Origin of the sequence: Streptomyces sp. JW3, from assembly GCF_052216785.1 — a bacterium.
Taxonomy (GTDB): Bacteria; Actinomycetota; Actinomycetes; order Streptomycetales; family Streptomycetaceae; genus Streptomyces.
Map to the genome: position 1 here is coordinate 1 of NZ_JBQOUX010000075.1, position 22,086 is coordinate 22,086.

Annotated in this window: 18 protein-coding genes; 4 read left to right on the forward strand and 14 right to left on the reverse strand. The window is 73.7% G+C overall.

The window, feature by feature from the left end:
• The coding region (locus ACTT8P_RS26260; protein ID WP_442834220.1) for an acyl-CoA dehydrogenase family protein at positions 1-975 on the reverse strand (975 nt) is incomplete at its 3' end.
• A gap of 139 nt (positions 976-1,114) precedes the next feature.
• Between ACTT8P_RS26260 and ACTT8P_RS26265 the strand changes: the two genes are divergently transcribed.
• Entirely contained in the window at positions 1,115-2,158 is a 1,044-nt protein-coding gene (locus tag ACTT8P_RS26265; protein WP_442834221.1) for an NAD(P)H-dependent amine dehydrogenase family protein, read from the forward strand.
• 19 nt (positions 2,159-2,177) lie between these two features.
• On the opposite strand, the gene ACTT8P_RS26270 is transcribed toward ACTT8P_RS26265, so the two are convergent.
• From ACTT8P_RS26270 to ACTT8P_RS26280, 3 genes are all read right to left on the reverse strand, one after another.
• Positions 2,178-2,954, reverse strand: coding sequence for an SDR family NAD(P)-dependent oxidoreductase (locus ACTT8P_RS26270; RefSeq protein WP_442834222.1), 777 nt, complete (start codon positions 2,952-2,954; stop codon positions 2,178-2,180).
• A 61-nt stretch (positions 2,955-3,015) separates the two neighbouring features.
• A complete protein-coding gene (locus tag ACTT8P_RS26275) occupies positions 3,016-3,819 on the reverse strand; it encodes a FadR/GntR family transcriptional regulator (protein ID WP_442834223.1) in 804 nt (267 codons plus the stop codon).
• Between the two features lie 35 nt (positions 3,820-3,854).
• Positions 3,855-5,399 (reverse strand): class I adenylate-forming enzyme family protein, encoded by a 1,545-nt coding sequence (locus tag ACTT8P_RS26280; protein ID WP_442834224.1) that lies wholly within the window; start codon positions 5,397-5,399, stop codon positions 3,855-3,857.
• A gap of 77 nt (positions 5,400-5,476) precedes the next feature.
• Here ACTT8P_RS26280 and ACTT8P_RS26285 point away from each other — a divergent pair, with 77 nt between their 5' ends.
• The 3 genes from ACTT8P_RS26285 to ACTT8P_RS26295 are packed head-to-tail and all read left to right on the forward strand — an operon-like array spanning position 5,477 to position 8,804.
• Positions 5,477-6,640, forward strand: coding sequence for a CaiB/BaiF CoA transferase family protein (locus ACTT8P_RS26285; protein WP_442834225.1), 1,164 nt, complete (start codon positions 5,477-5,479; stop codon positions 6,638-6,640).
• Positions 6,637-7,536 carry an HpcH/HpaI aldolase/citrate lyase family protein gene (locus ACTT8P_RS26290; protein WP_442834226.1) on the forward strand — a complete coding sequence of 300 codons (900 nt, stop codon included), beginning with the start codon at positions 6,637-6,639 and terminating at the stop codon, positions 7,534-7,536. The genes ACTT8P_RS26285 and ACTT8P_RS26290 overlap by 4 nt, the downstream gene beginning before the upstream one ends.
• The gene (locus ACTT8P_RS26295; protein ID WP_442834227.1) at positions 7,533-8,804 is read left to right on the forward strand and encodes an acetyl-CoA hydrolase/transferase family protein; all 1,272 of its coding nucleotides are present in this window, start codon (positions 7,533-7,535) and stop codon (positions 8,802-8,804) included. The genes ACTT8P_RS26290 and ACTT8P_RS26295 overlap by 4 nt, the downstream gene beginning before the upstream one ends.
• Here ACTT8P_RS26295 and ACTT8P_RS26300 read toward each other — a convergent pair.
• The 10 genes from ACTT8P_RS26300 to ACTT8P_RS26345 form a co-directional block, all read right to left on the reverse strand.
• Positions 8,798-10,246: an aldehyde dehydrogenase family protein gene (locus tag ACTT8P_RS26300; RefSeq protein WP_442834228.1), complete on the reverse strand. Its 1,449-nt coding sequence runs from the start codon at positions 10,244-10,246 to the stop codon at positions 8,798-8,800. The genes ACTT8P_RS26295 and ACTT8P_RS26300 overlap by 7 nt on opposite strands.
• A 1-nt stretch (position 10,247) precedes the next feature.
• Positions 10,248-11,948, reverse strand: a complete 1,701-nt coding sequence (locus ACTT8P_RS26305) for a thiamine pyrophosphate-binding protein (RefSeq protein ID WP_442834229.1) — start codon at positions 11,946-11,948, stop codon at positions 10,248-10,250.
• Positions 11,949-11,978: 30 nt separating this feature from the next.
• Positions 11,979-12,956: an SDR family NAD(P)-dependent oxidoreductase gene (locus tag ACTT8P_RS26310; protein WP_442834230.1), complete on the reverse strand. Its 978-nt coding sequence runs from the start codon at positions 12,954-12,956 to the stop codon at positions 11,979-11,981.
• The gene (locus ACTT8P_RS26315) at positions 12,949-14,775 is read right to left on the reverse strand and encodes a flavin-containing monooxygenase (protein ID WP_442834231.1); all 1,827 of its coding nucleotides are present in this window, start codon (positions 14,773-14,775) and stop codon (positions 12,949-12,951) included. Before ACTT8P_RS26315 ends, ACTT8P_RS26310 begins: the two co-directional genes overlap by 8 nt.
• Positions 14,776-14,809: 34 nt before the next feature.
• Positions 14,810-16,201, reverse strand: a complete 1,392-nt coding sequence (locus tag ACTT8P_RS26320; protein ID WP_442834232.1) for an aromatic ring-hydroxylating oxygenase subunit alpha — start codon at positions 16,199-16,201, stop codon at positions 14,810-14,812.
• A 55-nt stretch (positions 16,202-16,256) separates the two neighbouring features.
• The gene (locus tag ACTT8P_RS26325) at positions 16,257-17,105 is read right to left on the reverse strand and encodes an SDR family NAD(P)-dependent oxidoreductase (protein ID WP_442834233.1); all 849 of its coding nucleotides are present in this window, start codon (positions 17,103-17,105) and stop codon (positions 16,257-16,259) included.
• On the reverse strand, positions 17,102-18,679 hold the full coding sequence (locus ACTT8P_RS26330) for an SMP-30/gluconolactonase/LRE family protein (RefSeq protein WP_442834234.1): 1,578 nt from the start codon (positions 18,677-18,679) through the stop codon (positions 17,102-17,104). The genes ACTT8P_RS26325 and ACTT8P_RS26330 overlap by 4 nt, the downstream gene beginning before the upstream one ends.
• Positions 18,680-18,864: 185 nt before the next feature.
• A complete protein-coding gene (locus ACTT8P_RS26335) occupies positions 18,865-19,818 on the reverse strand; it encodes an acyl-CoA dehydrogenase family protein (protein ID WP_442834235.1) in 954 nt (317 codons plus the stop codon).
• Positions 19,815-20,981, reverse strand: coding sequence for an acyl-CoA dehydrogenase family protein (locus ACTT8P_RS26340; RefSeq protein WP_442834236.1), 1,167 nt, complete (start codon positions 20,979-20,981; stop codon positions 19,815-19,817). Before ACTT8P_RS26340 ends, ACTT8P_RS26335 begins: the two co-directional genes overlap by 4 nt.
• Before the next feature lie 33 nt (positions 20,982-21,014).
• Entirely contained in the window at positions 21,015-22,061 is a 1,047-nt protein-coding gene (locus tag ACTT8P_RS26345) for a CaiB/BaiF CoA transferase family protein (protein WP_442834237.1), read from the reverse strand.
• Positions 22,062-22,086: the final 25 nt, after the last annotated feature.

Sequence of the window (22,086 nt, forward strand, 5' to 3'; positions counted from 1 at the left end):
CTCGGCTATCAGCGCCGGGTGCTCGGCGGCGCCGCCGAGCATCAGCTCGCCGGCCTTCGCCCGCTTGACGGCGAACTGCAGGTCGTTCTCCCAGGTGTGGCCCATCGCCCCGAACAGCTGCACCGCGTTACGGAACACCAGGGCCTGGCACTCGCCCGCCGCGGCCTTGGCCATGGCGGCGGCGATCCGGCGTCGCGGGTCGTCCTCGGCGATGGTCAGCGCCGCGAAGTAGGCGAGGGCGCGGGCGCGTTCCACCGCCACGTGCATGTCGGCGGCCTTGTGCTGCACGGCCTGGAACGAGCCGATGGGGGCGTCGAACTGCCGCCGCACCCGGACGTGTTCCAGGACCAGGTCCAGGGCCCGGCGGCAGGCGCCCACCATGGTCAGGGCGGTGCCGGTGAGGGCGAGGTGGCGGGCGCGGGCGGGGTCGGCGGTGGTGCGGTCGCGCCCGGTGACCCGCACCCGGGTGAAGGTGACGTCGGCGAGGTGCAGGACGGGGTCGAAGGCGGGGGTGCGTACGGCGGTCACCTCGGCGGCGGGTACCACGAAGACGCCCGCGTCGGTCACCACGGCCAGCCGGTCGGCGCGGTCGCCGTCCAGGACGTGCCGGGAGGTGCCCTCCAGGATCCAGCCGTCGCCGTCGGGGTGGGCGGTGACGCCGGTGTGAACGGCGGTGCCGGACTGCCGCGGATCGTTGAATTCCGGCGCGAGGGGGGCGAAGCGGGTGGTGGTCGCGAGGAAGGGGGTCGGGTCGGTGGCCCGGCCCAGTTCCTCCAGGACGATGGCCAGTTCGACCATGTCCGCCGGGTCGGTCAGCTCGGTCCAGCCCAGCTCGGTGCAGGTGCGCCACAGTGGGGCCGGGTCGGCACCGTCGTCCACGATCGCTCGGACCAGCGTCGGCGGGCACTCCTTGAGGAGTGCCTTGCGCACGGTGTCCTGCCACAGCCGTTGCTCGGCGTCGAACTCGAACAGCATCGGAGCCTCCGCTGCCGGGGTCCCGGTCCGCCCAGGCGCGAACCATGGGCGAGAATAGCATTCTCGCTACACGAAACTAATACCATCGCATACACGTACTGCCATTCTCATTCGGTTCGGTGTCCACTAAAGTGGCCGCATGAGCGCCGCCGGCCGTCCGTACCGTGTCGTCCAGTGGGCCACCGGCACCATCGGGGCCCGCTCCCTGCGTGCCGTCGTCGAACACCCGCACCTGGAACTGGCCGGTGTCCACGTGCACACCCCCGGCAAGGACGGACGGGACGCCGGCGAACTGTGCGGGCTCGCGCCCACCGGGGTCACCGCCACCCGGGACGTGGCACGCCTCCGCGCGCTGAAGGCGGACTGCGTGCTCCACATGCCGCTCGTCCTCGACGTCGAGGAGGTGTGCCGGCTGCTGGAGTCGGGGCTGAACGTGGTGACCACCCGCGGGGAGTTCCACCACCCGGGGAGCATGGACCCCGGCATGCGCGAGCGGGTCGAGGCCGCGTGCCGCGAGGGCGGTACCTCGATCCACAGCACGGGCAGCAGTCCGGGCTTCATCACCGAGGCCGTACCGCTCGTCCTGACGTCGGTGGCGCGCCGGGTCGACTCGCTCACCGTCGAGGAGTTCGCCGACCTCTCCCGGCGCCCCTCCCCCGACCTGCTGTTCGGCGTCATGGGCTTCGGTGTCCCGCCCGGCGAGTTCGACGAGGGCCGGCTCACCCGGGCACGGACCAGTTTCGGCCCGTCGCTCAGGCTGCTCGCCGAGACGCTCGGGCTGCCGCCGACCACGCTGGAGGCGAGCGGGGAGGTCGCCACCGCCCGGCACCGCACCGACATCGCCGCCGGCCCGCTCCGCCGGGGCACCGTGGCGGCCCAGCGCCTCACGGTGGCCGCCGTGCACGCGGGCCGGCCACGGCTGCGGTTCCGGGCGACGTGGTACTGCACCCGCGACCTCGACCCCGACTGGCGGCCCCGGGACACCGGCTGGCGTCTGACGGTCGACGGCGACGCGCCGCTCGACGTGGAGATCCGGCTGCCGGTGCCGCTGGAGCGGATGGCCGAGATCTCCCCGGCGTACACGGCCAACCGCGCCGTCAACGCGGTGCCGTTCGTCTGCGCGGCCGAACCCGGCATCCGCACCTGCGCCGACCTGCCGCAGATCACGGCGGCGCCGCGCTGAGCGGCGGGCCGGGGGCGGCTCAGCGCGCGGTCCAGCCCCCGTCGACGACGATCGTCTGCCCGGTGACGTAGCCGCCGGCGTCGCCGGCCAGCCACAGCACCGCGCCGACGACGTCCTCGGCGCTCCCCTCCCTCGGCAGCGGGGTGTTGCGGCGCAGGTAGGCGGCGGCGCGTTCGCTGTCGTAGAGCGGGCCGGTGATCTCGCTGCGGAAGAAGCCGGGGGCGACCGTGTTCACCCGGATCGAGTGCCGCGCCCACTGCACCGCCAGTTCGGCGGTGAGGCCGGACAGGCCGGCCTTGCTCGCCGCGTAGGACGCCTGCGGTATGCCGGGGATGCCGACCCGGCCGCTGATGGACGACACGTTGACGATCGAGCCCCGGCCGAGGGTGCGCATGTGCGGGAAGACGGCCTGCGCGAGCAGGAACGGGGCCAGCAGATTGAGTCCGAGGGTGCGGCGGACCGCGTCGAGCGGCTCGGACTCGGCCCGCTCGGTGGTGAACATGTTGCCGGCGGCGTTGACGAGGATCTCCGGTGGGCCCAGGCGCTTCGCCACGGCCGGCACCACCTCGGCGGTCCGCTCGGGCTCCAGCAGGTCGCAGGTGACGGCCAGACCGTCGAGCTCGGCGGCGAGTGCGGCCAGCCGGTCCGCGCGGCGGGCCACCACGGCGACCCGCGCGCCGCAGGCGGCCAGTGCCCGCGCCACCGAGGCGCCGAGCCCGGACGACGCGCCGGTCACGATCGCCACCCGGCCGTCGAGCGCGAACCTCCGCGCGGTGGCTGCCTGTTCCGGCGTCATACGGCCTCCCTTGTCGCGCCTGTCGTCGCGGGAACGTCCGCCGTCCGTGCCCGCGCCGGCCTCAACTCCGCCGGAACCGGGTCCTGCTGCGGGGCGAGGCGGCGTCGATCACCCGGTCCTTGAGGGTCCGGCACACCCAGCGCTGGGTCGCCGTGAGGTGCTCGCCCGCGATCCGGGCCGCCTCCTCGCCGTCGCCCCGCGCGATGCTCGCCACCAGGTGCTCGTGCGCGCGCTGCGCCGCGGTGCGCTCCCGGCGGGACGGGTAGGAACCGCGGGACATCTGCGCGTCGGCCCACGCCTCCTCCTGGACGGACCACAGCGAGGTGAGGCTCATGACGACGACCCGCAGGGTGGCGTTGGGCTCGAACCCGACCAGGGTGTCGTGGAACTCGCGCGAGGCCCGGGTGAACGCGGCGCCGTCGCCGAGGCACTCCGCGCTGCGCGCCAGCAGGGCTTCCAGCGGCGGCACCACGGCGTCGGCCCGGTCCGCCCGCTGCGCGCAGTGCCGGGCGCACAGCGGTTCGATGGAGGCGAGGGCGGCGCCGAGGTCGGGCACCGCGACCCGCAGCGACTGGAGGGTGAGCCCGAGGGCGTACCCGGCGGTGCCGACGTCCGGCGCGTGCACCGTGGCGCCGCCCCGGTTGCCGCGCCGCACGGTGATGAAGCCCTCCGTCTCCAGGATGCGCAGCGCTTCTCGGACCGAGGGGTAGCTGACGCCGAACTCCTCGACCAGCTGGTCCTGTTTGGGCAGGGTCGAGCCGTCGACCATGCCGCCCTCCAGGATGCGGTCGCGCAGCGCCGCGGCGACCTGCTCCGCCATGCGCATCTGGGAGATCTTGGGCTGCGCCGGGCGCACACTGTCCATGATTGCGAGGCTAGCAGTGATGGTCCGGGGTCCTTTCATGGTTCGCCGGGGTTCCGGTCCGGCCCGGTGGCGCGGTCGACCAGGGCGGCCAGCCCGGTGCGCAGCACCTTGCCCATGGCGTTGACCGGCAGGGCGTCGACCTGCGTCCAGAACTCCGGGACCTTGTACGGGGACAGCTCGCGCCGGCACAGCCGGGCGAGCGCCCGGAGGTCGAGCGGCGGGCCGGTGCTCTCCACCACGGCGGCCACCCGCTCCCCCAGCCGTTCGTCGGGCACCGCGCACACGGCGACCCGGGCGACGTGCGGATGCGCGGCGATCACGCGTTCCACTTCCAGCGGGTAGACGTTGGCCCCGCCCCGGACGATGACCAGTTTCCGGCGGTCCAGGACCGTCAGCCATCCGTCGCCGTCCACCCGGCCGATGTCCCCGGTGGCGACCGGGCCGGGCGGGGGCGGGCGGACACCGCCCCGTTCCCAGTGGCCGAGCAGCGGGGTCCAGGCACCCGCCCAGGCGCCGGTGGTGGCGGCGCTCAGCCGCAGCTCGCCCGCCTCGCCGGCGGGCAGCCGGCGGCCCGTGTCGTCGTAGGCGGCGACGTCGTAGTGCGGCAGCACCCGGCCACTGGCTTCCGGGGGGCCCTGCTCGGCGAGCGGGTCGATGGACACGACGGTGGGTGCCTCGGTCAGGCCGTAGGTGACCCGGGGCACGGGTCCGTGCGCGTCGGCGAACGCCCGGCGCAGCCGCCGCGGTGTGTCGCCGCCGCCGCTCCAGACCTCCCGCAGCGGGCCGAGGTCGAGGTCCGGACGGCGGGCGAGGTCGTGGAGCTGGGCGGGGGCGCCGTTCCACACCGTGACGCGCCGCGTGGAGATCCACTCGGCGACCCCCTCGGCGTCCCGCCGGTCCATGAGCACGCACGTGCCGCCGGCCCGCGCGGTGAGCAGGGTGGACAGCACCATGAGGTTGAGGATGGTCAGCGGAAAGCTGTCGCCCTTGCGCAGGGCCGGCCCGTAGCCACGGGTGGCGACCAGGACGGCGCCCGGCAGCAGCAGGTTGCGCCGGCTGTGCACGACGGCCTTGGGGCGGCCCGACGTACCGCTGGTGAACGCAATCCCGGCCGGAGCGTCCAGGTCCTGCCGGACCGCGGGCGCGGGGGCGGCGCGGGACGTCAGGGTGCGCCACCGCTCGGGGTCGACGCACTCGGGTCTGGCCAGCCGGCAGCGGGGCCCGGCCAGCACCACCGCCGGGCCGCACAGGCCGCGCAGCTCCTCCTGTTCGCCCGCGGTGAGCGCCTCGCCGAGACCGGCCCAGACCGCGCCGACGCGCTGCGCCCCGTGGAAGGCGGCGACGATGTCGAGGTCGTTGGGCAGACAGGCCATGACCCGGTCGCCGGGACGCACGCCCAGCGACCACAGCGCGCCCGCCGCGCGGTCGGCCTCGGCGTCCAGCCGCGCGTACGACCAGACACCCGAGGCGGCCTCCACCGCGGGGGCGTCGGGCCGGCGGGCGAGGGCGGCGTCCAGCACCCGGGCGACCGGGCGCGGCGCGGCCGGCGGGGCGGGGGCGTCGGTGCGGCGACTGCTCACCGGCCCTTGATATCACCATCCTTGCAATGTTTCTATCTTTACAAGGATGTCGATCGCCGGGCGGACGGAGATGGTTGATGCCAGGCACAGGCCCGTTGTCCGGGGTGCGGGTCGTCGACCTGACCGCGATGGTCATGGGCCCCTACTGCACCCAGATCATGGCCGACATGGGCGCGGAGGTGGTCAAGGTCGAACCCCCGGGCGGCGACGACACCCGTCAGGTCTCGGTCGGTCCGGAGCCGGGGATGGGCGGTGTCTTCGTCAACGTCAACCGCGGCAAGCGCAGCGTGGTCCTGGACCTGCGCTCCCCGGCGGGCAAGGACGCCCTGCGCCGGCTCGTCGGGCGCTGCGACGTCTTCATCCACTCCATGCGCGCCAGGGCGATCGGCGCCCTCGGGTTCGGCTACGCCGAGGTCGCCGCCGTCAATCCCTCGGTCGTCTACACCAACTGCTACGGCTACGGCCGGCGCGGCCCGGACGCGGACCTCACCGCCTACGACGACACCATCCAGGCGGAGTGCGGACTGGCGTACGCGCAGGGCCTGCTGACCGGGGAGGTGGGCTACGCCGGGACCATCCTGGCGGACAAGGTGACCGGGCTGACCGCGCTGTACGCCACCGTGATGGCGCTGTTCCACCGCGAACGCACCGGTGAGGGGCAGGAGGTCGAGGTCGCCATGTTCGAGGCCATGGCCGCCTTCATGCTGGTGGAGCACGCCAACGGCGCACTGTTCAGCCCTCCGCTCGGAGCCGCGGGGTATCCGCGCGCGGTGACGCCGCGGCGCCGGCCGTACCGGACCAAGGACGGCCATCTGTCCGCGCTGGTCTACAACGACAAGCAGTGGGCCGCGTTCGTCGGCGCGGTGCGCCCGGCCTGGGCCGGTGAGCACTTCGCCACGCTGGAGCGGCGGGCCCGCCGCATCGACACCGTCTACGGCCTGCTGGCCCGGACCTTCCTGGAGCGCACGACCGAGGAGTGGCTCGCCCTGCTGCGGTCCCTGGACATCCCGGCCGCACCGGTCCGCTCGCTGGACGAGCTGTTCGGCCATCCGCACCTCGAAGCCACCGGGTTCTTCGAGACGGTGGACACCCCCGACGGGCCCGTCCGCTTCCCCGGCCAGGCGGCCTGGTTCTCCCGGACCCCGGGGCGGGTCGCCGGGCCCGCGCCGAGGCTGGGCGCCCACACCGGGGAAGTGCTGGCGGCGCTGGATGTGTCCGACGAGCCGAGGGAGGACCGATGACACCGGTCACCGAGTTCCGCGCCGCACGGTCCTGGCTGTTCGCGCCGGGCGACAGCGAGCGGAAGATGACGAAGGCCGCGGCCGGTGAGGCGGACGTCGTGGTCCTGGACCTGGAGGACGCGGTGGCCGAGGCGGGCAAGCCGGCCGCCCGTGCCATGGTGGCCGACTTCCTCTCGTCCCGGCCGCCGCGGGAACGCCGACGGTTGTGGGTGCGGGTCAATCCGCTGGACGGCCCGCACACGCTCGCCGATCTGGCGGCGGTGATGCCCGCGCGGCCCGGCGGGGTCATGCTGCCGAAGTCGCGGGGGCGGGCCGACGCGGAGGTGCTGCACCACTACCTGTCGGCGCTGGAGGCGGCCCACGGCGCGGAGCAGGGGTCGACCGGGGTGATCGTGCTGGTGACCGAGACGGCCGAGGCGATGTTCACCACCGGTGACTACCGGGGCGTGCCCCGGGTGGCCGCCCTGACCTGGGGCGCCGAGGACCTCGCCGACTCGGTGGGGGCGAGCGTGAACCGGACTGCCGACGGGAGCTACGGCTTCACCTACGAACTGGCCCGGAGCCTGTGTCTGCTGGGGGCGGCGGCCGCGTCGGTGGCCGCGATCGACACCATCCAGGGCGACTTCCGCGACCTGGAGGGCTTGCGGGTACGTGCCGAGCGGGTGCGCCGGGACGGGTTCAGCGGCATGCTCGCCATCCACCCCGACCAGGTCGCCGTCATCAACACCGCGTTCACGCCGACGCCCCAGGAGGTGGCGTCGGCCCGGGAGATCGTCGAGCTGTTCGCCGCGCGGCCGGGGGCCGGCACCGTGAGTCTGCGGGGCGCCATGCTGGACCGGCCTCATCTGGCCCGCGCCCAGGCGCTGTTGGCGGCGGCCGAGCGGAGGCCGGGGTGAGTGCCGCCGTGGCGGCGGGCGCCCTGGATCTCGGCCGGCTGCTGCGGCCGGGCGACCGGATCGTCGTGGGCCAGGCGTGCGGTGAACCGACCACCCTGGTGCGGGCGCTCATCGAGCAGGGGCCCGGCATCGGCGGGCTGTCGGTCTTCGTCGCGACGAGCTTCTCCGGTCTGTTCACCCCGGCCGCCACCGACGGCTTCACGCTGACCAGCATGGGGGCGATCGGCGCGCTGCGGGCCGTGGCCAAGGAGCACCGGCTCGGGGTGATCCCCTGTCACGTCGGCCAGGTCGGTCCGCTGATCGAGGCCGGCACCATCGGCTGCGACGTCGCCTTCGTGCAGGTCAGCCCCGCCGACGCGGCGGGCAACCACAGCTTCGGGCTGATCAGCGACCACGTGCGGGCGGCCGTCTCGGCGGCGCGGGTGGTGGTCGCGGAGGTCAACGAGCAGGTTCCCTTCACCCTGGGCGAGTCACTGCCGGCCGGCCGGATCGACCACGCCGTGCACGTCTCGTGCCCGCCGGTGCGGGTGGCGCCGGGGCGGGGCGGCGCCACCGATGAGGCCATCGCCCGCCACGCCGCCGGTTACATCGAGGACGGCGCCGTGCTCCAGGTGGGGGTCGGCGGGGCCGCGGACGCCGTGCTGCGGCTGCTGGGCGACCGCCGGGACCTCGGGGTGCACTCCGGGATGGTGGGGGACGGGATCGTCGACCTGGTCGAGGCGGGGGCGGTCACCAACGCGCGCAAGAGCGTCGACCGCGGGGTGTCGGTCACCGGCGCCCTGATCGGCACCGAGCGGCTGTACGACTTCGCCCACCGCAATCCGGCGCTGCGGATGTGCTCCGCCTCCTACACCCATGACGCGGCCGTGCTGGCGCGGCTGGAGCGGCTGGTGACCCTCAACTCGGCCGTGGAAGTCGATCTCACCGGCCAGGTCAACGCCGAGCAGGGCGGCTCGGCGTATCTGGGCGGCACCGGCGGTCAGGCGGACTTCGTGCGGGCCGGGGCGCGTTCGCCCGGCGGGCACGCGCTGATCGCGCTGCCCGCCACGGCGGCGGGCGGCACCGTCAGCCGGATCACCGCCTCGCTGTCCGGGCCGGTCACCACCGCGCGCAGCGACGTGGACGTGATCGTCACGGAGTTCGGCGCGGCCGAGCTGAAGGGGCGCGGTCTGGCGGAGCGGGCCCGCCGGATGGTCGCCGTCGCGCATCCCCGGTTCCGGGAGGAACTGGAGCGCGCGGCGCACGCCATCGGGCAGCGGGGCTACTGAGCCGGCCGGTCGTCGTCATCGGCCGGCGCGTATCCGGCGATGCCTTTGACCTCCAGGTAGTCGTGGAAGCCGAACTCGCCCCACTCGCGTCCGTTGCCGCTCCTCTTGTAGCCGCCGAAGGGGCAGCCGAAGTCGAAGCCCTCGTTGATGGTCACCCAGCCCGCGCGGATGCGCCGGGCCACGGCCCGGGCCGTGCCGAGGTCCTGGCCCGCGACATGGCCGGCCAGGCCGTACTGCGTGTCGTTGGCGAGCCGGACGGCGTGGTCCAGGTCGTCATACCCGTGCAGGGTCAGCACCGGTCCGAAGATCTCCTCGCGGGCGACGGTCATGTCCTGGGTGACGTCGGCGAAGACGGTGGGCCGGACGTAGTAGCCCCGCTCCAGCCCCTCGGGGCGTCCGGTGCCGCCGGTGACCAGGGTGGCGCCCTCGTCGATGCCCCGCTGGATCATCGCCTGCACCTTCTCGAACTGGGCCGCCGAGGAGACCGGGCCCATCGCGGCCGGCCCGCGCGGGTCCCCGACCGTGATGGCCGCCGCGGCCCGTCCGGCGGCCTCGACGGCCTCCGCCATGCGGGCCGCGGGCACCAGCATGCGGGACGGGGCGCTGCACGTCTGGCCGGAGTTGCCCATCAGGGCGGCGACGCCCTTGCCGACGTTCGCGGCGAAGGCGTCGTCGTCGAGGACGATGTTCGGGCTCTTGCCGCCCAGTTCCTGGGTCACCCGCTTGACGGTGGCGGCGGCGTTGCGGGCGACGTCGGCGCCCGCGCGGACCGATCCGGTGAACGAGACCATGTCGACGTCCTCGTGGCGTGCCAGCGGCACTCCGACACCGGGGCCGTCGCCCTGGACGAGGTTGAAGACTCCGGCGGGCACCCCGGCCGCGTCGAGGATCTCGGCGAAGACCTGCCCGGTGAAGGGAGCCTTCTCGGAGGGTTTGAGCACCGTGGTGCAGCCGGTGGCGAGCGCGGGGAAGACCTTGACGGCGATCTGGTTCAGGGGCCAGTTCCACGGGGTGATCAGGCCGCAGACCCCGATCGGTTCCCTGACCACCAGGGTGGTGCCGCGCCGTTCCTCGAAGGCGAAGTTCCGCAGGATCTCGACGGCGGTGGTCAGATGCCCGAGGCCCAGCTGCACCTGGGCGCCGCCGGCCAGTGCGGCGGGGGCGCCCATCTCCTCGGTGAGGGCGTCGGCGAGGTCGCCGGTCCGCTCGCGGTACTTCTCCGCGATGTCCTGGAGCACGGCGACGCGGTCCTTGACGGCCGTCCCCGACCAGCCGGCGAAGGCCCCGCGCGCCGCGGCCACGGCCCGGTCCACGTCCACCGCCGAGCCGGCCGCCACCTTGCCGCAGACCTGCTCGGTGGCGGGGTTCACGACGTCGATGGTGTGCGGCCCGGCCGGTGCGGTCCACCGGCCGTCCACGTACAGCTCCAGGTACTCGCGCATGTCACTGGGTCCCTTCCGCGTACCAGGTCCGGAACTCGGCGTACTGCGGCATCTCCTCCGAGTTCGCCTTCGGGTCCACCGCCACGTGCACGACGGCCGGCCGGCCGCTGGCGTAGGCGCGTTCGACGGCGGGGGCGATGTCCTTGTCGTGCTCGACGTACTCGCCGTGGCAGCCGAAGCCCTCGGCGACCTTGTCCAGGCGGGTGTCCCGGCTCCAGTGCGCGCCCGTCTCCAGTGATCCCTGGCCGAAGGTGCGTTTGTAGACGCCCACTTCGAGGCCCCAGGCGTGGTCGACGCCGACCACGCAGACCAGCGGGACGCCCAGCCGGACGGCCGTCTCCAACTCGGCGACGTGGAACAGGAAGGAGGAGTCCCCGGTGACCAGCATCACCGGCCGCGAGCGGCCCTCGGCGACCGAGGCGCCGATGGCGTAGGGCAGTCCGGTCCCCAGGTGGCCGAAGTTCTGGTTCCAGATGACGTCGTGCGGTTTGGCCTGGCTGTAGGTCCAGCCGAAGATGGTGGTGGCGCCGCCGTCGCGCACCATGATGCCGTCGGCCGGGAAGGCCCGCGTCGCCTCGACGATCAGCCGCGCGGGGTGCACCGGTGACATGCCGGACGGCGCCGAGCGCGCCGCCTCGGCGAGTTGCTCGGCGTCCCGCGCGATCCAGCGCTCCAGTTCCGGCGTGGGGGTGCGCGGTGACTCCTTGAGCGCGTCCACGAGTTGCGGGACGACCGCGCGCAGGTCGCCCACCAGCGGTATGTCGACCGGCCGGTTCACGCCGATGACGGCGGGGTTCTGCTCGATCAGCAGCCAGGTGCGGTCCGCCTCGCCCGGGGCCCAGTGCCCGCCGCGCCCGTAGTGGACGGGCTCCCCCAGTTCCGTCCCGACGGCCAGGCACAGGTCGGAGCGGACCACCGCGTCGACCGCGGCCGTCGAGAAGCCGTAGGGGAAGGTACGGTCCTCCAGGCCCTCGATGAACGAGGTGCCGCCGGAGGTCTGGATGACGGGGCAGGCCATCAGGTCGGCCAGGGCCCTGACCGACTGCCCGGCGCGGGCGGTGTGCACGCCGTGGCCGACCAGGAGGACCGGCTGCCGGGCGGCGCCGATCGCCCGCACCGCCCCGGCCACGCGGTCCGCCCCGGCGCTCTGGCCGACCAGGCGGTACGCCTCGGGCGGCGCGGCGGGCGGCAGGTCCAGCTCCTCCTGGATCACATGGGCGGGGTACTCGATGTAGACCGGTCCCGGGGTCCCGGACTGGGCCTGGCGCAGACCCTCGCGGAGCACCTCGTCGGTCTGGTCGGCGTACTCCAGGCTGGCGCAGTACTTGACGGAGGGCGCGAACAGCTCGGCCTGCCGGACGAACTGGATGCGGCCGCGGCGCACCCGCTGCTCGGTGACCCGGGCGCGCTGGCCGCCCAGGAACAGCACCGGTGAGCCCTCGACCTTCGCGCACATCATGGCGGGCGCGAGGTTGGCGACGCCGGGGCCGAGCGTGCCCACGCACACGGCGGGCCGGCCGGTCATCCGGGACACCGCCTCCGCCATGAAACCGGCGGACGCCTCGTGGTGCGGGGCGACGACCGTCCAGCCGCGCTCCTCGGCGAGGCGGAACAGGTGGACGAAGTTGGGATCGGGGATGCCGAAGAGGGTCCTGACGCCCTCGGCTTCGAGGAGTTCGACGATGCGCTCGTACACCTTCATGTCCGGTCCGCCTTCATGTCCGGTCCGCCGTCATGTCCGCTCGGCCTTCATGTCCGGTCCGCCTTCGTGACTTTTCGCCCGGGTGGCCCGTTCGGCCATCGCGAAGCTGTTCCTGATGTGGTCGGTGTGGGCCGATGGCACGACCGGCAGGACCCAGGGGGAGCGCAGGTCGCGGATGGCGTCGGCCTGTTCGCCGATCTCCTCGATCGACCATGACGGCCGGTACACGCCCGGTGTCTCGGCGACGTAGGCCCGCGCCACCCGGCCCGCGATGGCGACCAGCATCTCCCCGGTGACCGAGCAGCTCTCGTGTGCGAGCCAGCCCACCGCCGGGGCGGCCAGTTCCGGGCCCATCGGCGGGTAGCTGGAGGTGTCGATGCCGTCGGCCATCCGGGTCACCGCGGCGGGCACCACGACGTTGCAGCGCACCCCGTGCGCGGCGCCCTCCAGGGCGACGACGTTGGACAGCCCGATCACCCCGGCCTTGGCCATGGCGTAGCCCGCGACACCGTGGTTGCCGTAGAGGCCGCCGATCGAGGAGGTCAGCACCACCCGGCCGTAGCCCGCCTCGCACATCAGCGGAAAGGCCGGCCGTACCACGTGGAAGGCGCCGCGCAGATGGACGTCGAGGACGGCGTCGAGGTCGGCGTACGTCATCTCCGTCAGCGGCGCCGCGCGGACGATGCCGGCGTTGTGGACGAGGATGTCGATCCGGCCCCAGTGGCCGAGGGCGGTGTCGATGATCGCGCGACCGCCCTCGGCGGTGGCCACCGACTCTGTGCAGGCCACCGCCCGGCCGCCGGCCGCCGTGATCTCCTCGGCCACCCGGTGGGCGGGGCCGGTGTCGGTGCCCTCCCCGCGCAGGCTGCCGCCCGGGTCGTCGACGACGACCCGGGCCCCCCGGGCGGCGAGCAGCAGCGCGTAGGCGCGGCCCAGGCCCCGGCCGGCGCCGGTGACGACGGCCACCCGGCCGTCGAAGCGCAGCTCGGGCCCGTCGGGTTCAGCCATCGAGGACCAGCCCTTCCATCCGTCCCGATCCGCGCCAGGCGCGCAGCAGGTCCTCCATCGCGTAGAAGCCGGGCCAGTAGGGCTCGCCCAGGTGGGAGCGGATCGTGCGTTCGCCCTCGTTGTTGTAGTAGCCGGGGGTGCACTCCCGTTGGAAGGCGGTGTTGTCGACGGCCGTCTCCCGTACCGTCGCGCACCACTGGTCCTGGGCCTGCTCGGTGGGTTCCACGGTGCGGGCGCCGCGTGTCAGTGTCTCGTCGACGACGTAGGCGATGTGCTCGGCCTGCTGCTCGAACATGGCGGTCGTGGAGGCGGTCACACCGCCTTGCAGGAAGCCGGTGAAGAACAGGTTGGGGAAGCCGTGGGTCATCATGCCGTGCAGGGTGCGGTAGCCGTCGGCCCAGTGGTCGTAGAGGGAGCGGCCGCCGCGACCCTGGTAGGGCTGGATGCCGAGCCGGCGGTCGAGGTCGGTGGTGATCTCGAAGCCGCTGGCGAAGATGACGCAGTCGACGGGGTGTTCGGTGCCGTGGGCGAGGATGCCCCGTGCGGTGATCCGCTCGACGCCTCTGGTGCCACAGACGTCGACGAGGGTGACGTTCGGGCGGTTGAAGGCGGGCAGGTAGGCGTCGTTGAAGCAGGGCCGTTTGCACAGGAAGCGGTAGTAGGGCTTGAGTGCCTCGGCGGTGGCGGGGTCCTCGACCAGGGCGTCGACCCGGTCGCGCAGCCGCTGCATGGCGCGGTGGTCCTGGATCTCCCGCAGTTCGGCGAATGTGGCCGGGTCGGCCAGCGCGGCCCAGCCGTCGGTGGCGTCCAGGTGGGCGGCCAGGTTGCGGCTGACTTCGGTCCAGCCGTCGCAGACGAGGTCCGGCTGGCCCGGGGCGAACGCCTCGAAGGCGGCGGTGTGGAAGTTGCGCCGCCGCTCCCGCTGCCAGCCCGGCCGCAGCGTCGCCGCCCACTCGGGATCGGTGGGCACGTCGCCGCGTTCGTCGATGTACGACGGGGTGCGCTGGAAGACGTACAGGTGCTGGGCGTGGCGGGCCAGGTGCGGGACGACCTGGATGCCGCTGGCGCCGGTGCCGATGACGGCGACCCGTTTGTCGGCGAGTCCGGTCAGGCCGCCGCTCATGTCGCCGCCGGTGTAGGCGTAGTCCCAGCGGGCGGTGTGGAAGGTGTGGCCCTCGAAATCCGTGATACCGGGGATGCCGGGGAGTTTGGGGCGGTTGAAGGGCCCTTGGCACATGACGACGAAGCGGGCGCGCAGGTCGTCGTCCCGGTCGGTGCCCACCCGCCAGCGGTGGAGGGACTCGTCCCAGCGCAGGGAGCGGACCAGGGTGCTGAAGAGGGCGTCCGCGTAGAGCCCGTAGTGCTTGCCGATGCGCCGGCAGTGCTCGAAGACCTCGTCGCCGAGGGCGTACTTCTGCTTGGGCAGGTAGCCGGTCTCCTCCAGCAGGGGGAGGTAGCAGTAGGAGTCCGTGTCGCACTGGATGCCCGGGTAGCGGTTCCAGTACCAGGCGCCGCCGAAGTCACCTCCCAGTTCGACGATCCGTACGTCGGTGACGCCGGCCTGCCGCAGCCGGGCCGCGGTGATCAGTCCGGCGAAGCCGCCGCCGAGGACCACCACGTCGACGTCGTCCACCAGCGGCGGGCGGGGGACTGCGGGCGTGTACGGGTCGGTGGTGTGGAAGTCCTCGAACTCGCCTTCGGCTACGACGTACTGCCGCTGCCCGTCGGGGCGCAGCCGCTTGTCGCGCTCGGCCCGGTAGCGAGCCCGGACGGCGGCGGGGTCGATCGCGGGGGTGCGGGTGGGTGCGCAGTGCTCCATGCGAGGTCCTCGCGGCTCGTGGGACGGTCCGGGGTCAGGTCAGCTCGCGCGGGGCGCCGGTGCCCATGTACCGGGCGAGGTTGTGGTGCAGGTTCGCCACGCTGCGCTCCCGGTACGGGTTGGGCTTGGGGCCGGTGAACCCGCGTGACTTCATGCCCTGCTGGACGGCGGCCATGTTGGTGAAGTCCTGCGGCAGGACGGTGCGCCAGTCCGGGTCGTCGGCGGGGGTGTACACCCACTCGGTGGCCGGTTCCTCACCCGGCGGGTACAGCTCGTACACGGCGACCTCGAAGACGCACTTGTCGGGGTCGTAGCCGTAGGGCCGGGCGGCGTAGCACAGCATGTTGTTCAGTGCGTGCCCGATCTGGAAGTTGGGGAAGATCTGCCAGGCGGTGCCGCTCCGGGCGACGTGCGCGGGGTCGACGGTGGGCCACACCACGCCGCGTTCGGCGTCCGCGCGGCGGGCGGTCTCCAGCCAGTGTTTGAGCACCTCGGCGGCGGTCGCGTCCTCGGGGACCTCCTCGACCAGCCGGTTGGCCGCGTCGACCAGGGTGCGGGTGGTGTTGGTGTTGGCGTTGGCCCAGGTGAAGTTCTGCAGTTCGGCCGTCGACTCGCGGGGGTCGGTGCCGCCGCCGACGCGCAGTTTGGCCTGGTTCTCGTCCAGGCCCTTGGGGGCGTCGTAGCCGATGTTGCTGTGCTTGCCCTGCGCCCTGGACCAGCCGAGGAAGCTGCCGTACCGGGTGAACTCCGGGTGGGTGTAGGGGACGTGGTAGGTCTCCATGAACGCTTCCAGGGCGGTCTTCCAGTTGCAGTCGAAGACCAGCCAGCGGCGCCAGCGGTAGCGCATGTTCTCCAGCTGGAAGGGGTCGAGCAGGCCGGCCGCGGGTTCCAGGTAGTCCCGCAGCGGCTCGCACTCCGGGTCGAGGTTGATCCAGATCCAGCCGCCCCAGGTGTCGGTCCTGACCTCGCTCAGCCCGGCGGCGTCGGCGGTCAGCCCGCAGGGCCAGTCCTCCCGCTCGGGCACCTGGGTGCACTGGCCCTCCAGGTTGTACCGCCAGCCGTGGAAGCCGCAGACGAACTGCCGGGCGCGGCCCCGGGCGTCCCGTTTGCCGGGCGGGGTGTCGAGCAGGCGCCGGCCGCGGTGCGAGCAGACGTTGTGGTAGGCGCGGATGGTGTCCGGCGCGGTGCGCACCACGATGACCGAGTCGTCGAGGATGTCGTAGGTGAGGTGGTCGCCGGTGGAGGCGAGTTCCTCGACCCGGCCGACCTGCTGCCACACCTTGCCCCACAGCCGGTCCCGTTCGGCGCGCGCGTACTCCTCGGATATGTACGCCTCCACGCCGATCGTGAGCGGCCGGGACAGTGGCTCGGCGGTCGCGGTGTCCGTGGTGCTCTGCTCGTCCGGGTGGTGGGTGGTGTCGCTCATGACGGTCTCCAACTCGCCTCGGCCAGGGGCCGGCTGCGGATGTCCGGTGCGGTGGTCAGCGGGTGATGGCGGCGCGGAAGGTGTCGTCCTTGAGGAAGAGGGAGGTGTTGTCGGCGTCCAGGTGGGACCACTTGAGGTTGAGGCCGCCGTCCACCAGGAGGGTCTGTCCGGTGATGTAGGCGGAAAGGTCGGACAGCAGGAAGAGGATGGGTCCGGCCTGTTCCTCGGGCCGGCCGCGTCGTCCCATGGCGATGGCCCGGCGGTCGCGTTCGGGGTCGTCGTCGACGTAGGTGCCGGAGGCCGGGGTCTCGGTGACGCCGGGTGCGACGGCGTTGACCCGGATGCCGTGCGCGGCCAGTTCCACGGCCATCGTGCGGGTCGCCGCCACCAGGGCGGCCTTGGCGGTGCCGTAGGCGATGTGCAGCGGCGCCGTGTTGAGTCCGCTGATCGAGGAGAGCGAGACGATCGAGCCGGGCCGGCCCTGGGCCTTCAGTTCGGCGGCGACGGCCTGGCTCATGAAGAACATCGTCTCCAGGTTCTGGGTGAACAGGGCCCGCCACTGGGTGCGGGTCACCCGGGTCGCCGGCATCCAGGTGTCGGGTGCGGCGCCACCCGCCACGTTGACCAGTCCGTGCAGGTCGCCGCCGGCCCGGACGGCGCGTTCCAGTACGGTCGCGATGCCGTCCTCGGTGGCGGCGTCGGCGGCGACCGGCACGACCGGCAGTCCTTGCGCCGCCAGCGGCTCGATGTGCTGGGCGAGGTTCTCCGGTGACCGGCTGACCGCGATCACGGTGGCTCCGGTGCGGGCGACCATGCGGGTCACCGCGGTGCCGATGCCGCCGCCGCCCGCGCCGGAGACGATGACGACACGGCCGTCCAGGTCGATCGGGTTGTGCCGGGTCATGGCCGGTTCCTCCCTTCCCGGCGCGGTCCGTCCCGGCGGGGTCCGTCCCGGCGCAGTGCCAGAACGCTGCCCTCGGCGTCGGCGGAGAGATAGAGCGTGCCGTCCGGTCCCGCGGCGATGCCCGCGAAGGGGCCCTGGGGACCGGAGAAGGGCGGCAGTCCCTTCAGCGGCTTGGGCGTCACTCCCGGCGGGGCACCCACCGGCAGGTCGTGGGCGAGGGTGTGCCGGGCCTTCGTCTCCAGGTCCACCCCGATCAGCGCCCTGGCCCCGGCGTCGACCACGTGCAGCCGTCCGTCGCGCACCAGGACGCCCTGCGGCTCGTCCAGTGCGTCGGCCACCGTGTCGACGCCCGAGCCGGTGACCCGCACGATCCGTCCGGCGCCGGACTCGGAGACGTAGCAGGTGCCGTCCGGGCCCAGCGCCACGCCGAGCGGCCGGTCCAGGCCGCCGGCCAGGACCTCGACCCGGCCGGAGGAGACCGACACCACCCGCCCGGCGCCGCGTTCCGCGGCGATCACGGCACCGCCCGGTGCGACCAGTACGCCGTAGAGCTGGTCGAACCCGTCGGCCAGCACCTCGCTCTCCTGGGCGGCGGGCCGGTACCGGGCGATCTCGCCGTTGGCGGTGGTGACGACGTACGCGCCGCCGCCGGCGCTCGTCACCCCGCGCACGAAGCCCGGGTAGCCGGGGCTGAAGAGCATGCCCAGCGTCCGGGGCGGTCCGGTGGGCGCAAGGGCGTAGAGGTACGTCCCGTCGGCGACGCAGAGGGTGCCGTCGTCGGCGACGGTGAGGTCCAGCGGCCAGTTCAGGCCGCCCGGCAGCGTCGTCCGGGTCCGTCCGGCGTCGAGTATCTCCGTGATCTGTCCCGAGAAGTGCGAGACGAACAGCCGGTCGCCCACGAAGGTCAGGTTGTCCAGCCCGGGGGCGAGGGCGGCCAGCACCGTGCGCTCGCCGGTGCGCGGGTCGATGCGCAGCACCTCACCGCTGGCCGCCTGGGTGGAGACGATGAAGCCCTCGGGGTCGAACTTCACCGCGTCGGGCACCGCCAGGTCGCCCACCACCCGCTCGGGTTCGCCGCCGTCCGGGTCGACGCGCCAGATGTCGCCCGTTCCCATCACCGGGTAGTACAGCAGGCCGTCGGGGCCGAACTCCATGGCATTGAGCATCGCGGCGCCGTCGAGCAGCACCCGGGGGGCGCCGCCGCCGGGGTCGAGTTCCAGCAGGCGGCCGCCGACCCGGGACTCGCCGACGAACAGCCGGCCCCGGTGCACGGTGATGCCGTTGGCGCAGGGGATGTCGTCGCGCAGCACCCGGGTGCGGCCGTCGGGGCCGCGCGCGCTGACCCGGCCGTCCATGACCTCGGTGGCGTAGAGGGTGCCCCGGTCGTCGAAGGCGACGTCGTCGGGGGCGACGATCTCGCCGCCCATGGGGCTGACGGTCTCCAGGTCTCCCGTCGCCACGTCGAGCGCGCTGATCCGGCTGCCGGTCACCTGCGCCACGTAGACCCGGCCGTCCGGACCGGTGCGCAGCCCGTTGGCGCCGTAGAGCCGGCTCGGCGGGGTGAGCCGTGCCATGCTCCATCCCTCGGCGAGACCGAGGGAAGTCGTGCCGGTACAGCGTGCCTCTTGCGAAGACATCGTCCGGACCCCCGAAATATCGAATATCTCGTCCTGGAAACGCGATAAGCGCATATGCACTGAGTGAGAATGTTGCTCTCATCAGGAATGTAGTCGGCGCCGACGCCGGGGACAATGCGCCGTTATGGAAAATCACCGCCGTTTCCGTCTCCGTAGAGGCCGGACAGCCCTTGGCGCCCGGTCAGGGCGGCGAGGCGGTCCTGCGTGGCGGACCGGCCCAGCGGCAGCCGGCGCACCGGCCGGCTGTAGCGCGACAGCCAGGACAGCGCCGCCTCGTCGCAGAACCCGAAGGCGCCGTGCAGTTGGTGGGCGACCCGGAAGACGGTGCGGGCCGCCTCCAGTGCCGCCAGCCGCAGCGCGAGCGCGTCGGCGAGCGCGTCGGCGGGGGTCGCCGACAGGCTCCACAGGGCGTGTTTGGCGAGCATCTCCAGGCCGGCGCGCTCCACCTCGGCGTCGGCGAGCTGGAAGCGCACGCCCTGGAAGGCGGAGAGCGGGCGGTCGAACTGGGTGCGGACGCCGACGTGCGCGCGGGTGAGGTCCAGTGCCCGGTCCAGCATGCCGAGCAGCGTCCACACCGGCAGGACCAGTCCGAGGGCGGCGTCCGCCGCCCCGGCGCCGTCGATCCGGGTCAGGGCGAGGCCGGTGACGAAGGCGGACTCACGGGCCGCGGTGCCGTCCGGGACCGCGACGGCGCGGCTGCGCGTGCCGTCCAGCGACACGGCCACCCAGCGCAGGTCGAGCCCGGCGACCGGGGCGGCCGGGGCGGTGTCCGCCACCACCAGCAGTCCGTCGGCGTCGAGTGCGGCGGGCCGGGCCAGCCGCTCGGCGACCGGGTAGGGCGCGGCCCAGTGGCCGGCCGCCCGGCACAGCGCGGCCGCCGCCTGGAGCTCGTCCGCCGCGCCCCGGACGTCCAGTTCCCAGGCGCCGAGTTCGGCCAGCACCGGGGCGACCAGCTTCTCGCGGCGCGCGGGCTCCCCTTCGGCCTGCTGGACGAGGGTGTCGGCGCCGGCCGCCGCCAGGGCGCGCACCGCCTGCCGGCCGTACTCGGCCGCCTCGGGGACCAGTTCGGTGTTCACGCGTCCGCCAGCAGGGTGCGGGCCAGCAGGACGCGCTGCATCTCGGTGCTCCCGGAGGCGATCGTGGCGGCCTGCGCGTAGCGCCAGTGGTCGTCCACCGCGCGCCGGAACCGTCGGCCGTCCGCGCCGGTGCCCGTCAGGTGCGCGGCGAGTTCCACGAGCACCTCGGCGCTGTCCTGGTCGAGGGCGGTGACGGCGATCCGGTAGGCGGCCGTGTCGGCCGGGCGCACCGCGCCCCGGTCCTGGAGCGAGAGCACCCGGTAGGCGAGCAGCCGGGCCCGCCGGCAGTGCACCAGCATCCGCGCCCACCGGCCCCGCAGCTCCGGCGGCACGGTGTCCCACGCGTCCCCGAGCACTTCGGGGGCGGCCTTCAGAAGGCGTTCGCAGCGGGCGTACCGGGCCATGCCGACCCGTTCGAAGGCGAGTACCTCGCGCACCACGCGCCACCCGTCGTCCACGGTGCCGAGCACCTCGGCGGCGTCCACCCGGACGTCGTCGAGGAAGAGTTCGTTGAGGTGGTGCGGTCCGAGCATGCTGCGGATGGGCCGGACCTCGACGCCCGCCCGGTCCATCGGCACCAGGAAGATGGTGAGCCCGTCCTGCTTGCGCCGTCCCGCGCAGGTGCGCACCAGCAGGAAGCACCACTGGGCCATGGTGGCGTAGGAGGTCCAGATCTTCTGGCCGCGCACCCGCCAGCCGTCCCCGTCCCGCCGCGCCGTGGTCCGCAGGGAGGCCAGGTCGGACCCGGCGTCCGGCTCGCTGAAACCCTGGCACCAGATCACCTCGCCGCGGGCGATGGGCGGCAGGTGGCGGCGGTGCTGTTCGGCGGTGCCGTGCCGCATGACGGTGGGCCCCACCCAGTTGACGCCCATGTACTGCGCGCCCCGGGGCTCGTGGTGGGCCCACATCTCCTCACGGACGACCGTCTGCTCCCACACGGAGGCGCCGCGCCCGCCGAACTCCTCGGGCCAGGCCGGGCAGAGCAGCCCCTGGCCGGCCAGGACCCGGCAGAAACGCTGGGTGACCTCCAGGTCGGCGGGGTCCTCGGTGAACGCCCCGAGGAAGTCGGGCGGGACGTGGGCGCGCACCAGCTCGCGCAGGTGGGACCGCAGGGCGGTGGCGGTGTCCTCCATGCGGAAGTCCATGGCGCCAAGGAAGTCCATGGCGCCACGGTAGAGCAATCCTTGTAAGGATTACTAGTCTTGCGGTTCGACTCTCCCGTCCGGTCCCCGGGTGAAGCGCGGGGCGGGCGCCGCCTGGAGGACGCCGTCGCGGCGCAGATACGTCCCCCGGGCGGCCAGGTGCGGATGGACGGCCGCCTCCTCGAAGTCGAGCACCGGCGTCACACAGGCGTCGGTGCCGGCGAACCGCGCCGCCCACGCGTCCCTGTCCCGGGTCGCGAAGACCTCGGTGAAGCGGCGCCGCAGCCGGGGCCACCCGGCCCGGTCCGACTGGTCGGGCAGCGGCTCCGCGTCCAGCCCGAGCCCGCGCAGCAGCGCGGCGTAGAACGGTGGTTCCAGGGCACCAACGGCGACGAAGCGGCCGTCGGCGCAGGCGTACGTGTCGTAGAACGGCGCCCCGCCGTCGAGCAGGTTGGCGCCGCGCCGGCCGGTCCACTCGGCGCTGCCGCGCAGCCCGAGCACGAACTGGCTCAGCAGCGCCGCGCCGTCGACCATGGCGGCGTCCACCACCTGGCCGCGCCCCGACCGCTGCCGCTCCCAGAGCGCGGCGAGGACGCCGACGACCAGCAGCATCGAGCCCGCGCCGTAGTCCGCCACGAGGTTCAGCGGCGGCGCGGGGGGCTGTCCGGGGCGCCCCATCGCGTGCAGGGCCCCGGACAGGGCGAGGTAGTTGATGTCGTGTCCGGCCTCGGCCGCCAGCGGGCCGCGCTGCCCCCAGCCGGTGATCCGGCCGTACACGAGTCGCGGGTTCACGTCCCGCAGCTCTTCGGGGCCGGCCCCGAGGCGTTCGGCCACACCGGGCCGCAACCCCTCGACCAGCACGTCCGCCTCGCGCACCAGCGCGGACAGCCCGTCGCGTCCTTCCTCGGTGCGCAGGTCGAGGACCACGGCACGCCGGCGTCCGCGCAGGGTGGGGTCCGCCGCTCCCCCGCCCAGCGCCAGCCCCCGGCGATCCGACGGCCGGTCCACCCGTACCACCTCCGCGCCCAGGTCGGCGAGGATCATCGCCGCGTGCGGCACCGGGCCCAGACCCGCCAGTTCCACGACACGCAGTGCGGACAACGGCCCACCCATCATTCATCCCCTG